We start from the raw sequence: 13335 nt of genomic DNA on the forward strand, positions 1-13335 counted from the left end.
TGTTTATTGGCCAGACAAGGGGATGCACGATGACGATACAGCCTGGCATCAGAAAGAATTGGCATCTGGCGTCATTGGCATTGATTGTGATCTGAGACGGCATCTGCAGAATATAGACACCAGAATTCCTGGTTCGGGTAGCCCAGCCACAAAGGCGGGTTAAAGGCGGGTTAAAGGCGGGCTATAGCAGTGATCTGGCAACAACTCCTCAGAACACTGCTTTAAAAGCACTTCTCCACTACGATCAGCTTTTCCGCAGCAGTGAAAAGCCGGCTTTGATTTCCTCTAATGTCAGGAAGCCATCGCCATCTTTATCCATCTCATCAAAATTCTTGGCCAAGCGAGGAGCCTCTTCGGCCTCCGCTTTGGAAATAACGCCATCTGAATCAGTATCAAGGGCAGCAAAACGCTTCTGCTGGCGGCTTTGATCGCCATATGTCCCCTCATCAGCAAACGCCACACTACCTGTAGCGCACAACACCAACATAATAACCGTCACATCCTTCATCAGAAGCTTTCTCCAATACGCTGTTAATGAGCCTTTATTTTACCAATCCCGTTGTCATCCGATGTCAGGAAATGAAACAAATCGTGGAAAACGGCCAGCATCTGAATGGCTCATTACGATAAGAAAGGCATAAAAAAACCGGCCAGGTGGCCGGTAAACAGACAGTCCACAGCAAGCGTAACACCGCTGGAACCTGACAGAGCCAACCCCCAAATGATTGGCTCTTCGAAACAAACCGGCCAAGGACCGGCTTGCTTCCACTTCACACGCGAGGTGAAGAATTTACAGCAGAACCCGACGGATATCCGCAATCATTGCCACCAGAGTGGTGAAGAAACGACCACAGTCCGCACCGTTAATGGCACGGTGATCGTACGACACCGCCAGCGGCAGCATATTACGTGGCACAAATTCCTGGCCGTTCCAGACCGGTTTCATCTGCGCCTTGGAAACCCCAAGAATCGCTACTTCCGGTGCATTCACAATCGGAGTGAAGGCTGTTCCACCCATGGCACCCAGACTGGAAATAGTGAAGCAGCCACCTTGCATATCGCGAGGTTTCAACTTGCCATCCCGAGCAGCCTTGATCAGTTCGTTGGCTTCTCTGGCAATCTGGTAGATGCCTTTTTTATCAGCATCACGCAGTACCGGTACCATCAGACCATTCGGGGTATCGCAGGCAATACCAATGTGTACATAGTTCTTGTGAACCATGTGCTCACCGTCATGATGCAGTGATACGTTAAAGCTTGGCTCTGCCCTTAATGCCATTGCCACGGCCTTGATCAGGAATGGCATCGGCGTCAGCTTGATACCGGCCTTCTCGGCTTCCGCTTTCATCGACTTGCGGAATGCTTCCAGGTCGGTGATATCGGCTTCATCAAACTGGGTTACGTGCGGTACGTTCAACCAGGCACGCGACATATTGGCCGCCGTCACCTTCTTGATCTTGCTCAACTTGACCATGTCGATATCGCCAAACTGGCTGAAATCAACCGCTGGAATCGCAGGGATACCCGCGCCACCAGTCACCGCTTTGGCAGCTGGTGCCTGTTCCGTACGCTGCAAGGCGTTCTTGACGTAGCTGCGGATATCGTCCTTGGTGATACGGCCACGAATACCGGTGCCTTTCACCTTGGTCAGGTCAACACCCAACTGGCGCGCCAGACGACGGGACGAAGGACCAGCGTAAATGTCGTTGGAGACTGTCTCTTCCTCAACCGCAACCGCACCGTTTTCCGAAACCGGTGACACTGCTGGAGCAGCCACTGGCGCAACAGGTGCCGCAGCCACAGGGGCTGGTGCTGCTGGAGCCGGTGCCACAGCAGCCGGAGTCACAGCGTCAGAGGCCGCCGCAGGTTTGAAGACAGCATACAGATCGCCTTCACTGACGGTATCGCCTTCTTTCACCTTGAAGCCGACCAGAATGCCATCTTCCGGAGCCGGTACATCCATGGACGCCTTGTCGGTTTCCAGCACAATCAGTGAATCTTCTGCACTCACTGCGGTACCCGGAGCGACACACAGTTCGATCACGGTTACACCGTCAGCGCCACCCAGATCCGGCAAGGCCAGTTCTATTTCAGCGGCTGGTGCCGCAGGCGCTGCGACCGGTGCAACAGCAGCGACTGGCGCACTGGCAGCAGGCTCAGCTACGGCGGTGGATGCCGGGGCAGCAGCACCCGCGACTTCCATCACGGCGTACACGTCCCCTTCCTTGACCTTGTCATCTACCGAGACCTTGAACTCAATAATTTTGCCCGCTTCCGGAGCCGGTACGTCCATGGACGCCTTGTCGGTTTCCAGCACCAGCAGCGAGTCCTCAGACGCCACCTCAGTACCCGGCTCAACACACAGTTCAATCAGGGTTACTTCATCAGCACCACCGAGGTCAGGGATGGTCAATTCAATCCGCTGACTGGCAGTGCTTGCTGCCGCTGCGGGGACAGCAGCAGATGCCACTGCTGGCTCAGCAATGGCGGCAGGAGCTGCCGGGGCTTCAGCGGGCGCGCTTTCCACAGCCGCGGTTTCCAGTACCAGAATCGCGTCGCCTTCATTGATCTTGTCACCAACGCTCACCAACAGTTCAACCACGGTGCCCGCTTGTGGACAAGGCACTTCCATTGACGCTTTGTCGGTTTCCAGTACGATCAGATCCTGGTCGACGGTGACGGTATCACCAATCGCTACGGAAATTTCAATAACATCTACGTTTTCAGCACCACCGATATCAGGTACTGCTACAGTCACTTTGCTCATGTGTCAGCCTCCTGTTAAACCGTGGTTGGGTCAGCTTTGTTTTCATCAATACCCATCTTGGCGCGGACTTTTGGCAACTCGGCAGCATCAAACTTGCCTTGTTTTGCCAATTCTGTCAGTGCTGCCAGAACAACGAAGCTACGGTCCACTTCAAAGAAGTGACGTAGTTTCTTACGGGTGTCAGAGCGACCGAAACCATCGGTTCCCAGTACTTTGTAGCTTGTGGGTATGTATCCGCGCAATTGCTCGCCATAGGTCTTGATGTAATCTGTGGCAAGAATAACCGGGCCATCTGTCTCAGCCAGCTGTTGGGTAATGTAAGGTACCCGTGCTTCTTTCTCGGAGTTGATCATGTTGTAGCGTTCACAGGCCTGACCATCACGGGTCAGCTCGTTCACACTGGTCACACTCCAGATATCGGATTCAACACCAAAGTCTTCACGCAGAATGTCAGCCGCGGCTTCCACTTCACGCAAAATGGTACCGGACCCCATCAGCTGAACCCGGGCAGCGTCGGATTTTTTACCTTCTTTCAGCTTGTACATGCCTTTGATAATGCCTTCTTCGGCACCAACAGGCATTGCCGGATGAACGTAGTTTTCGTTCATGGCGGTGATGTAGTAGAAGCAGTTTTCCTTGTCTTCGTACATGCGTTTCATGCCGTCCTGGATAATAACGGCCATTTCAAAGCTGTAGGTAGGATCATAGGATTTGCAGTTGGGAATGGTATGGGCCATCAGATGGCTGTGACCATCCTGGTGCTGCAGACCTTCACCGTTCAGCGTGGTACGACCAGCGGTGGCACCAATCAGGAAACCACGAGCCTGGATATCGCCCGCCAACCAGGCCAGATCCCCAATACGCTGGAAGCCGAACATGGAGTAGAACACGTAGAACGGCACCATGGCGCAGTTGCTGTTGCTGTACGCAGTTGCCAGCGCGACCCAGGCAGACATGGCACCGGCTTCGTTGATGCCTTCCTCCATGATCTGGCCTTTCTTGTCTTCTTTGTAGTACATGATCTGGTTGGAATCGTGAGGCGTGTATTTCTGCCCGGCTGAGGAGTAAATACCCAGCTGGCGGAACATGCCTTCCATACCAAAGGTACGCGCTTCATCCGGCACAATCGGTACGATACGCTTGCCGACTTCCTTGTCTTTCACCAGCTGCGACAGTACCCGCACAAACGCCATGGTGGACGATTGTTCACGTTCACCAGAGCCAGTCAGCTGACCCTTGAAGGCTTCCAGCGGTGGTACTTTCAAAGCATCAAAATCGACGCGGCGTGACGGTACAACACCGTTGAGCTTGTCGCGACGTTCTTTCATGTATTTCATTTCAGGGCTGTCTGGTGCTGGACGGTAATAAGGTACCTTGGTCAGCTCATCATCAGACAACGGAATACCGAAACGATCACGGAATTGCTTCAGCGAGTCCTTATCGAGTTTCTTCACTGAGTGCGTCGGGTTGGCGGCTTCGCCGGCATCCCCCAAACCATAACCCTTGACGGTTTGAGCCAGAATCACCGTCGGTGATCCTTTGTTGGCCATGGCTTCTGCGTAAGCGGCGTACACCTTGAACGGATCATGTCCACCACGGTTCAGCTTGAAGATGTCTTCATCAGACATGTCCGAAACCAGTTCCAGCAGCTCAGGATATTTGCCAAAGAAATGCTTGCGGGTATAAGCGCCGCCGTTGGCTTTATAATTCTGTAATTCGCCGTCACAGACTTCATCCATGCGTTTTTGCAGCAGGCCGGTCTTGTCTTTTTCCAGCAGAACGTCCCAATGACGTCCCCACACCACCTTGATGGTATTCCAGCCAGCGCCACGGAAAACGCCTTCCAGCTCTTGCATGATTTTACCGTTACCGCGCACCGGTCCATCCAGGCGCTGCAGGTTACAGTTGATCACGAATACCAGGTTTTCCAGTTGTTCACGGCCCGCCAGTGAGATCGCACCCAGTGTTTCCGGCTCGTCACACTCGCCATCCCCCAGGAATGCCCATACCTTACGATCACCACGGGAAACCAGATCACGGGCAGACAGGTAACGCATGACGTGCGCCTGATAAATCGCCTGAATCGGGCCAAGACCCATGGAAACCGTCGGGAACTGCCAGTAATCCGGCATCAGCCAGGGGTGTGGATAGGAGGACAGGCCTTCACCGTCGACTTCGCGGCGGAAGTTATCCAGCTGTTGTTCATCCAGACGCCCTTCCAGGTAGGAACGGGCGTAAATACCAGGGGATGAGTGACCCTGGAAGTAGATCAGATCACCCAGATGGCCGTCATCGTTGCCACGGAAGAAATAGTTGAAACCGATGTCATACAAGGTGGCAGCTGAGGAGAACGAGGCAATATGACCACCGAGGCCTTCATCGTTATCGTTGGCACGCATTACCATGGCCAGGGCATTCCAGCGAACCAGCGAACGGATGCGGCGTTCCATAAACAGGTCGCCCGGCATACGGCGTTCTTTATCAACCGGAATGGTGTTGCGATACGGTGTGGTGATCGCTGCTGGCAAGGTGACACCTTTCGCCAAAGCGTGGTCAAACATGGCCTTCAGCAGGAAAGCCGCGCGCTCGGGGCCAGCATGGCGAATGGTAGCGTGGAGTGAGTCGAGCCATTCTTGTGTTTCGTAGATATCGACATCTTGTGTCATACGGAACTCCCATCTTCTTATTCATGCGCCCGGATCAGGCGCGGGTGACGGCCTTGTGAGCCTGGCAGCCCCTAAAATCTGGTCTTGTCTACTGTCTCTTTATACGTACTTGAACGTATGGGCAAGTGACGACAACGGACGCTGTTTTACAGGCTGAAAATTCTTGGTCTCTGGTCGTAATACCCAGTCAGTCTAGAGTACCAATCCCAAGTGACGGGCGACAGTCTGCCGTGTCACAAACAAGAAAACAACGCCTTCTCGTAATTTTTTTACAAAAAGGGTTGTTTATTTCAATCCTGGATAAGCCGAGATCAAAAAACAAAATACAGCGCTAAACAGCCCATGATCACTGAACTATAAGCATGGAAAATAACGATAATCACCCAAAACTATAGATGATTTCGATACCAGAATCGATTTCAGAATAATATTTCAGGCACGTTTCAACTAACTACTGGTAAATAATTTACCGCGCACTTTTTTACGGAACTCGCCGGGTGTTTGTCCCTGCAGGCGACGAAAGATCCTGATAAAGTAACTGCTGTCACCAAATCCCAACTCCTGGGCGATATCCGCCACCGATAAATTGCTGTGCTGCAACAATTCCCTCGCCGCCTGGCAGCGAATGGCTTGCTGGTACACCAGCGGTGTCACCCCCACGACCTGTTTGAAGCGGCGCATGAATTGCCGTTCACTCAAACCGGCCTTGTCTGCGAGCTGGGCCAATGAAAAAGGTTCCCGCAAGTACTGACGCATCCAGCCCTGAACCAGCGCAATACTTTCATCAGCATGATGGGAGTCTTCCCCGTCAGAGTACACCCGGTTTTCAAACGGCTGCCGTACCTCCGGTGAAAACTGCTGCTCAATCTGTAACGCCATATCCCGCCCCCAGGTCTGACCGATAAAATGAATCACCATGTCTGCCCCGGAGTTAACACTGGCAGCGCAATAAATACGCCCGGCCTGAGTCAACAAATGCTGTCGTTGCAACAAAACGTCTGGGTAATCAGCCGCAAAACGATCCTGATAATGCCAATGGGTGGTGGCTGGCTTGCCATCAAGGATGCCACTGGCAGCCAGCAGACAAACCCCGGTGCCAACGGAAATCACACTGGCACCCTGTCGGTATTGCTCAGCAATCCAGCGAATCACACTGCCGTGTGTCTGCAAGACACGTCGCGGATTGCGCCACAGGGCGGGTACCACCACCAGACTGGTTGATTCAATATCCGCCAGCGCCCGGTCCGGGCAAAGCTTGAGTCCTCCCAGACTCACCACATCTCCCGGCCTGGCAACCCCGGTCTCAATATGGAAGCTGACATTACCCTGACGAGCGACCTGCAAACGGGCGCGTACGGCCTCCAGCATCTCAATCGGAATGGCAATACTGGAGGCCAACATCTGATCAACCAGCAGCACCGTCACATGTTGCAACAAAGTGTCTCCCCCATATCATTGAAAATGGCATTATTGTTTTATCTTTTGTCTATATTAATCTACTTGATCGAATTTCTATCCCCTTAAGATAGGGAAAATTTTCCAGGGGTCTCAACTATGAAAAATCTGGCAGTCATCACCGGCTTTGGCGGCATCAACGCCGCAGGCCGCAGTTCAGGCCACCACGCATTCCGTCGTATGATCTTTGAATCATTGACAGGGGCCAAACGCGAACAAACCCTCACCAGCCTCGCCAGCCTGATGGCCACCAGCGATGAGCACACTATTCTGAACGGCACACTGGTTCGCGAATGGGACAACGTGTCATGGGATGCCAAGGCCGTGCCCTTCCACAAACCATTTAAAGATGAAGAAGGCAACCCCTGCTGGCGTCTGACGCACAAGCGCTTACCGGTACAAAGTGCCGGGCAATTGCCACTGGGTTTTGACCCGGCCACTCTGTACCGCTCATTACACCACCCCCGGGGCTTGCAAATGGCGGTCTATGGCGCATCCGATGCACTGGGATCGCTGGGCATTGAATGGGAAACCCTGTGCCAACAGGTAGGCCCTGATGAGATTGCTGTTTACGCCGGTTCTTCCATGGGCCAACCTGATGCGACCGGCAACGGCGGCATGATGCAAGCGGCATTGCTGGGCAAGCGCACGTCATCCAAACAATGCGCCATGAGCATGAGCCAGATGCCCGCCGACTTTATTAACGCCTATGTCCTTGGCAACGTGGGCACCACTGGCTGCATGACCGCCGCTTGCGCCACCTTCCTGTACAACCTGCGCCTTGCCAAAGACGATATCGAAAGCGGCAAGCGCCGTATTGTGATTGTCGGTAATTCAGAAGCCCCCCTGATGCCTGAAATCGTCGAAGGCTACAATGCCATGACGGCATTGGCGTCCGAACACAAATTACGGGATCTCGACAAGGTCGCAGACACCGAAGACGCTGACTTCCGCCGCGCCAGCCGTCCATTTGGTGAAAACTGTGGCTTTACCCTGGCTGAATCGGCACAGTTTTTTATTCTGACCGATGATAAATTGGCGCTGGAACTGGGGCTGAATATCCATGGCAGCATCGGTGACGTACAGATCAATGCCGATGGTTATAAAAAATCCATTTCCAACCCGGGCATCGGTAACTACCTGACCATGGGTAAAGTCGTCGCCAATGCCCGCCGCCTGCTCGGTGATGATATCTTGCGCAACGGCAGCTTTGTCCATGCCCATGGCAGCAGCACACCGCAGAACCGGGTGACGGAATCCCATATCTACCAGCAGCTTGCCGGGGCCTTCAAACTGGAAAACTGGCCAATCACAGCCGTCAAGGCATACGTGGGCCACTCCCTCGCTGCGGCCTCAGCAGATCAGCTCACCGCAACGCTGGGTACCTGGTCCGAAGGCGTGATTCCCGGCATCAAAACCGTACACACCATTGCCGACGACGTACACCAACAGCAGCTCGAGTTTGTCTTGCAAGACAAGCCGGTTGACCCGGCAGAACTCCCAGTGGCCTTTATCAATGCCAAGGGCTTTGGTGGCAACAATGCATCCGCCATGATTATATCCCCAGCCCATACCCGGCAATTAATAGAACAGCGCTACAGCACAAACGAGATCAACCGCTATTGGCATCGTAACGAACTAGTGGTAGAAACGGCGTACCAATACGATAAGGATGCGATCGCAGGTAAAACCCGGCCACGTTATCACTTCGGTGAACAGGTGTTAGGCCCGGACGACCTGACCATCAGCGATGAGGAAATTTATATCTCCGGGTGGGACAAACCTGTCTCTCTCTGACCCCTTCGGGCGTCAGTGACGGTTTTCTGCCCGGGACAGAAGCCCTGGATCAGGGGAAGGTTGGCGAGCAACCGCCCCTGAATTCTCCAGCAGCCAGGCAAAATCTGACAAATTTGCGGCAAAAACCTCATTGCTGAAAGAAAATGATCAGTAGACTATCGGACCGATTCACATACTCAGGCCACAGAAAAAAATGGACTACAAGATTATCTTTGGCGGGCAAGTAGGCGCGGGGAAAACCACCGCAATTGCCGCCATTAGCGATGTACCGGTTGTTAAAACCGAAGCCAAGGCCAGCGATGACGTTGCATTACGCAAAGACACCACCACGGTGGCAATGGATTATGGTCTTATCAATCTGCCTGGTGGGGAAAAAGTCCACTTGTTTGGTACTCCCGGCCAGACACGTTTCAGTTTTATGTGGGACGTCCTGACCGTCGGTGGTCTGGGGCTGGTATTACTGATCGATAACGTGTCAGAAAACCCGATCGATGACATGGTGGTTTATATCGATGCATTCCGTAAATTCATCGATAACAACGCGCTGGTAGTCGGCATTACCCGTATGGATATTTCTGCCACACCACCGCTGTCAGCCTACATCAACAAACTGCAGGAAATGGGCATCAATGCGCCCGTCTATGAAGTCGATGCCCGTAAATCAGAAGACGTCGAAGTCATGCTGATGAGCATGCTCTCGATTCTGGAACTGGGCCTCAAGTAAATGAAAGACCAACCTTGCCGGGTACTCAGCCCTGATAAACGACGCCGATCCCAGAAGGAAGTTAAATAATGAACGATGCAGCACCTCATCCTGAAGCGAAACAGATTTTTACTGTTTTAAGCGACATGATTACCAACTCTGAGGGAGCCATATTGGCTACCGCAGCCATGACAACCGATGGCCTGATCATTTCTTCAGCGCTGGGAAAGGGCATTGACAGCGATATATTTGCTGCCATGAGCGCCTCCTTGCTGGTATTGGCGGAACGCGCCTCCCAGGAGGTTGATATTGGCGAGCTGAATCAGGTGATGGTCATGGGCAGCCAGGGAGTCATGCTATTGACCCATATCGGCCTCAACGCCGTACTGGCGGTATCAACAACGCCTTCGGCCAATCTCGGTATGGTATTGCAAGAAACATCCACCGCAGTCAATGCACTGCATGACCTGCTTGGCTAGCCCGATTCCCTGCAGCCACCCAACCAAAGAGTCTGCGTCCGGACTTGCTTTGTAACCACCATCGCACTAGTGTCTGCAAAACCAACCGATTCAGGAACAGCACCACATGATCAAGGTTATTATCGATCGTCGTATCGCGGACGATATGGAATCGACCTATGAAGATGCCATCAAACAAACGCTGCAAGCCATCCTTGAAGCTCCGGGCTATGTCTCCGGGGCCTCTTACAAAGACGCCAAGGATAGCCGTCATCGCATTATTATTACCAACTGGAAAAGCCTGAGAGACTGGGAAGCCTGGGCCATATCCAGTGAACGCAAAAGAGTCATCGCTGCGATCCAGCCGATCCTGATGCGCGAAGAACGGTTCAGCATTCTGACTGCCTGAGCTATCTCCCAAGGCGTTCAGCAAGCCGCTGCTGCATCCATGTCACGGTGGCGTCCAGCGCTTCATCCAGCAAATCCTCGCGGCTTTTTCCCGAACGCCTGGTCGGCTGGAAATCATGATCCCCACTCTCCAGCCAGTGCAGCTCAATAGTGCCCGGCCAGGATGATGCAGCGAATAATGGCTGGATTTCCGCTGCTCGGCCAAACGGATCCCGACTGCCCTGGAAAATCATCAAGGGCACCTGGATCTGTTCAAAATGCTGAACCCTGAGCTGGTGCGGTTTACTCGTTGGATGAAAGGGATAACCCAGTACACTGACGGCCAATACATTGGCTGGCATACCATCAGACGCCGCCAGCATGGAAGCAATACGCCCGCCCATCGATTTACCAACAATCACCACTGGCTTCCCAAGCGCCTCAACGACCTCGCGCAACTCCACAACCAGACCGGCCACTGCTGGCGGGGGACGACGCTTGCCCGCAGCCCGAGCCTGGATCATATAATCAAATTCAACACCGATAACGGTCAGCCCCCGGGCTTCAAAACCCGCTTTTGCCGCGACCAAAAACCCGGAATCAAGGCCTGCACCCGCCCCATGAACCAGTACAACAACCGGATCAGACGGTTTTTTTACTGTTTTGCTATAATTTTTAGCGGTCATTTAGTGTTACCACTTTGGTCTCAAGTTCCATTTTCCGCTACTCGTTGGTGATCGTTTTTGGCTTCATTGCGTTAAGTCAAGATCAGGAAAGACACCCGCCTTATCATAACCGACACCGCCATAAACGCCGTATTACCGGTATTTATAACGGATAACAGCCCGAATAACAGTCGAGCAGGCCATATCATTTAATGATATTAATTCTCAATTACAATGGGCAATCAGGGTACATTCTGCGAATGTTATATCCCTGAAATATCAGACAGTTGCCGGACGTTTATTGCAAAGCGGCAATAACCACCCGATAATGTGTCGCCAAAATTTAGAACCCTCAATCCCACGCTGTTATTGGAATCCAATCATGAGCACAGCAATCGACCATCCCGAATACAACTACAAGGTGGTAAGACAATTTGCCATCATGACGGTTGTCTGGGGCATAGTTGGCATGACAGCCGGTGTATTCATCGCTGCCCAGCTGGCTTGGCCCGCACTTAACTTCGATACCCCATGGCTGTCTTTTGGACGTTTACGCCCATTACACACCAACGCGGTTATTTTTGCCTTTGGCGGTAGCGCCCTCTTCGCTACGTCTTACTTCATTGTGCAACGTACCTGTCGTACCCGGTTGTTTTCGGACACTCTGGCCAGCTTCACCTTCTGGGGATGGAATACCGTCATTGTACTGGCTGCCATCACCTTGCCGATGGGCCTGACATCCACCAAGGAATACGCTGAGCTGGAATGGCCTATCGATATTCTGGTAGCGATTGTCTGGGTTGCTTACGTGGTGAACTTCCTCGGCACACTGGCTATCCGCAAGGAAAAGCATATCTATGTTGCCAACTGGTTCTTTGCGGCTTTCATGATCATGATTGCGATTCTGTATATTGGTAACAACCTGGCGGTGCCAGTCACACTGACCAAGTCCTACTCTCTCTACGCCGGTACCGTTGACGCCATGGTGCAGTGGTGGTGGGGTCACAACGCGGTAGGTTTCTTCCTGACTGCTGGCTTCCTCGGCATCATGTACTACTTCGTTCCCAAACAGGCTGGCCGCCCGGTATATTCCTACCGTCTGTCCATCGTGCATTTCTGGGCACTGATTTCTATCTACGTATGGGCCGGTGCTCACCACCTGCACTACTCTGCCCTGCCAGACTGGGCACAAACCTCCGGCATGGTCATGTCCCTGATTCTGCTGGCGCCCAGCTGGGGCGGCATGATCAACGGCATGATGACGCTGTCAGGTGCCTGGCACAAACTGCGTACTGACCCCATCCTGCGCTTCCTGGTGGTTTCCCTGTCGTTCTACGGCATGTCGACCTTCGAAGGCCCGATGATGGCGATCAAAACAGTTAACGCCCTGTCCCACAACACCGACTGGACCATTGGTCACGTGCACTCCGGTGCTCTCGGTTGGGTTGCCATGGTTTCTATCGGTGCCATGTACCACCTGATTCCGATCATGTTCGGTCGCAAGGCAGGTGACATGTACTCCATTGCCCTGATCAATGCTCACTTCTGGCTCGCGACCATCGGTACGGTTTTCTACATTGTTGCAATGTGGGTAAACGGCATCATGCAAGGCCTGATGTGGCGTGCAGTCAACGCCGACGGTACCCTGACATTCAGCTTTGTTGAGTCTGTCTCGGCGTCACACCCTGGATACGTTGGTCGTGTTATCGGTGGTGCCCTGTTCCTGACAGGCATGCTGATCATGGCTTACAACGTCTACATGACGGTTCGTGCAGCCAAGAAAGACATTGCCGCCACGGCAATCGCTCAGGCGTAAGGAGTTATTCAGATGATTAAGCACGACACTATCGAACAAAGTATGCCGTTAATGGTAATACTGATCGTCATCGCTCTTAGCTGGGGTGGATTGGTTGAAATTGTTCCTCTCTTCTTCGCCAAAGACACCAACACACCGGTTGAAGGCCTGAAACCATTAAATGCGCTGCAGCTGGAAGGTCGCGACATCTACATCCGTGAAGGTTGCCATGTATGTCACACCCAGATGGTTCGTCCATTCCGTGCTGAAACCGAGCGTTATGGTCCTTACTCTGTGGCCGGCGAATCCGTGTATGAGCATCCGTTCCTGTGGGGCTCCAAACGTACTGGTCCAGACCTGGCTCGTGTTGGCGGACGTTATTCCAACGAGTGGCACCGCGCTCACTTGTATAACCCCCGTGACGTTGTACCTGAGTCCATCATGCCGTCTTATCCCTGGTTGTTTGAAGACAAGGTTGATGGCCGTGATACACCGAAAAAGATGAAAGCCCTGCGAATGGTCGGCGTGCCATACACAGATGAAGACATCGAAGGTGCTAAAGCGGCAGTTAATGGCAAACCTGAAATCGAAGCCCTGGTTGCGTATCTGCAACAGCTGGGCACAGTGATCACTAAACGGTAA

At 53.0% G+C, this 13335-nt stretch carries 11 protein-coding genes; 6 read left to right on the top strand and 5 right to left on the bottom strand.

Going from position 1 to position 13335, the window contains the following annotated elements; genetic code table 11:
* Positions 1–244: 244 nt before the first annotated feature.
* From Q8W24_RS05510 to Q8W24_RS05525, 4 genes are all read right to left on the bottom strand, one after another.
* A complete protein-coding gene (locus tag Q8W24_RS05510; protein WP_305414885.1) occupies positions 245–508 on the bottom strand; it encodes a hypothetical protein in 264 nt (87 codons plus the stop codon).
* 282 nt (positions 509–790) lie between these two features.
* Positions 791–2767 carry a pyruvate dehydrogenase complex dihydrolipoyllysine-residue acetyltransferase gene (aceF, locus tag Q8W24_RS05515; RefSeq protein ID WP_305474650.1) on the bottom strand — a complete coding sequence of 659 codons (1977 nt, stop codon included), beginning with the start codon at positions 2765–2767 and terminating at the stop codon, positions 791–793.
* Positions 2768–2781: 14 nt separating this feature from the next.
* Positions 2782–5433 (bottom strand): pyruvate dehydrogenase (acetyl-transferring), homodimeric type, encoded by a 2652-nt coding sequence (aceE, locus tag Q8W24_RS05520; RefSeq protein ID WP_303434283.1) that lies wholly within the window; start codon positions 5431–5433, stop codon positions 2782–2784.
* 447 nt (positions 5434–5880) lie between these two features.
* On the bottom strand, positions 5881–6870 hold the full coding sequence (locus tag Q8W24_RS05525; RefSeq protein WP_303434284.1) for a GlxA family transcriptional regulator: 990 nt from the start codon (positions 6868–6870) through the stop codon (positions 5881–5883).
* 117 nt (positions 6871–6987) lie between these two features.
* Here Q8W24_RS05525 and Q8W24_RS05530 point away from each other — a divergent pair, with 117 nt between their 5' ends.
* From Q8W24_RS05530 to Q8W24_RS05545, 4 genes are all read left to right on the top strand, one after another.
* Positions 6988–8685: a beta-ketoacyl synthase gene (locus Q8W24_RS05530; protein WP_303434285.1), complete on the top strand. Its 1698-nt coding sequence runs from the start codon at positions 6988–6990 to the stop codon at positions 8683–8685.
* Positions 8686–8878: 193 nt separating this feature from the next.
* Positions 8879–9409: an ATP/GTP-binding protein gene (locus Q8W24_RS05535; RefSeq protein WP_303434286.1), complete on the top strand. Its 531-nt coding sequence runs from the start codon at positions 8879–8881 to the stop codon at positions 9407–9409.
* Between the two features lie 68 nt (positions 9410–9477).
* Positions 9478–9867, top strand: a complete 390-nt coding sequence (locus Q8W24_RS05540; protein WP_303434287.1) for a roadblock/LC7 domain-containing protein — start codon at positions 9478–9480, stop codon at positions 9865–9867.
* Between the two features lie 106 nt (positions 9868–9973).
* Positions 9974–10255 (top strand): antibiotic biosynthesis monooxygenase, encoded by a 282-nt coding sequence (locus Q8W24_RS05545; RefSeq protein WP_303434288.1) that lies wholly within the window; start codon positions 9974–9976, stop codon positions 10253–10255.
* Position 10256: 1 nt separating this feature from the next.
* Here Q8W24_RS05545 and Q8W24_RS05550 read toward each other — a convergent pair whose 3' ends face one another.
* A complete protein-coding gene (locus Q8W24_RS05550; protein WP_305474652.1) occupies positions 10257–10919 on the bottom strand; it encodes an alpha/beta fold hydrolase in 663 nt (220 codons plus the stop codon).
* Between the two features lie 361 nt (positions 10920–11280).
* Between Q8W24_RS05550 and ccoN the strand changes: the two genes are divergently transcribed.
* Both ccoN and ccoO read left to right on the top strand, forming a co-directional pair.
* Complete coding sequence (gene ccoN, locus Q8W24_RS05555) at positions 11281–12714, top strand: cytochrome-c oxidase, cbb3-type subunit I (protein ID WP_303434290.1); 1434 nt, start codon at positions 11281–11283, stop codon at positions 12712–12714.
* A gap of 12 nt (positions 12715–12726) precedes the next feature.
* Entirely contained in the window at positions 12727–13335 is a 609-nt protein-coding gene (ccoO, locus tag Q8W24_RS05560; RefSeq protein ID WP_370693306.1) for a cytochrome-c oxidase, cbb3-type subunit II, read from the top strand.

The organism is Oceanobacter sp. 4_MG-2023 (genome assembly GCF_030689165.1).
Lineage (GTDB): Bacteria > Pseudomonadota > Gammaproteobacteria > Pseudomonadales > Oceanobacteraceae > Oceanobacter.

Coding starts and splice junctions, on each gene's coding strand:
- Q8W24_RS05545 (WP_303434288.1), top strand. CDS start 9,974: ATGATCAAGGTTATTATCGATCGTCGTATCGCGGACGATATGGAATCG.
- aceE (WP_303434283.1), bottom strand. CDS start 5,433: ATGACACAAGATGTCGATATCTACGAAACACAAGAATGGCTCGACTCA.
- aceF (WP_305474650.1), bottom strand. CDS start 2,767: ATGAGCAAAGTGACTGTAGCAGTACCTGATATCGGTGGTGCTGAAAAC.
- ccoN (WP_303434290.1), top strand. CDS start 11,281: ATGAGCACAGCAATCGACCATCCCGAATACAACTACAAGGTGGTAAGA.
- Q8W24_RS05510 (WP_305414885.1), bottom strand. CDS start 508: ATGAAGGATGTGACGGTTATTATGTTGGTGTTGTGCGCTACAGGTAGT.
- Q8W24_RS05540 (WP_303434287.1), top strand. CDS start 9,478: ATGAACGATGCAGCACCTCATCCTGAAGCGAAACAGATTTTTACTGTT.
- Q8W24_RS05530 (WP_303434285.1), top strand. CDS start 6,988: ATGAAAAATCTGGCAGTCATCACCGGCTTTGGCGGCATCAACGCCGCA.
- Q8W24_RS05535 (WP_303434286.1), top strand. CDS start 8,879: ATGGACTACAAGATTATCTTTGGCGGGCAAGTAGGCGCGGGGAAAACC.
- Q8W24_RS05550 (WP_305474652.1), bottom strand. CDS start 10,919: ATGACCGCTAAAAATTATAGCAAAACAGTAAAAAAACCGTCTGATCCG.
- ccoO (WP_370693306.1), top strand. CDS start 12,727: ATGATTAAGCACGACACTATCGAACAAAGTATGCCGTTAATGGTAATA.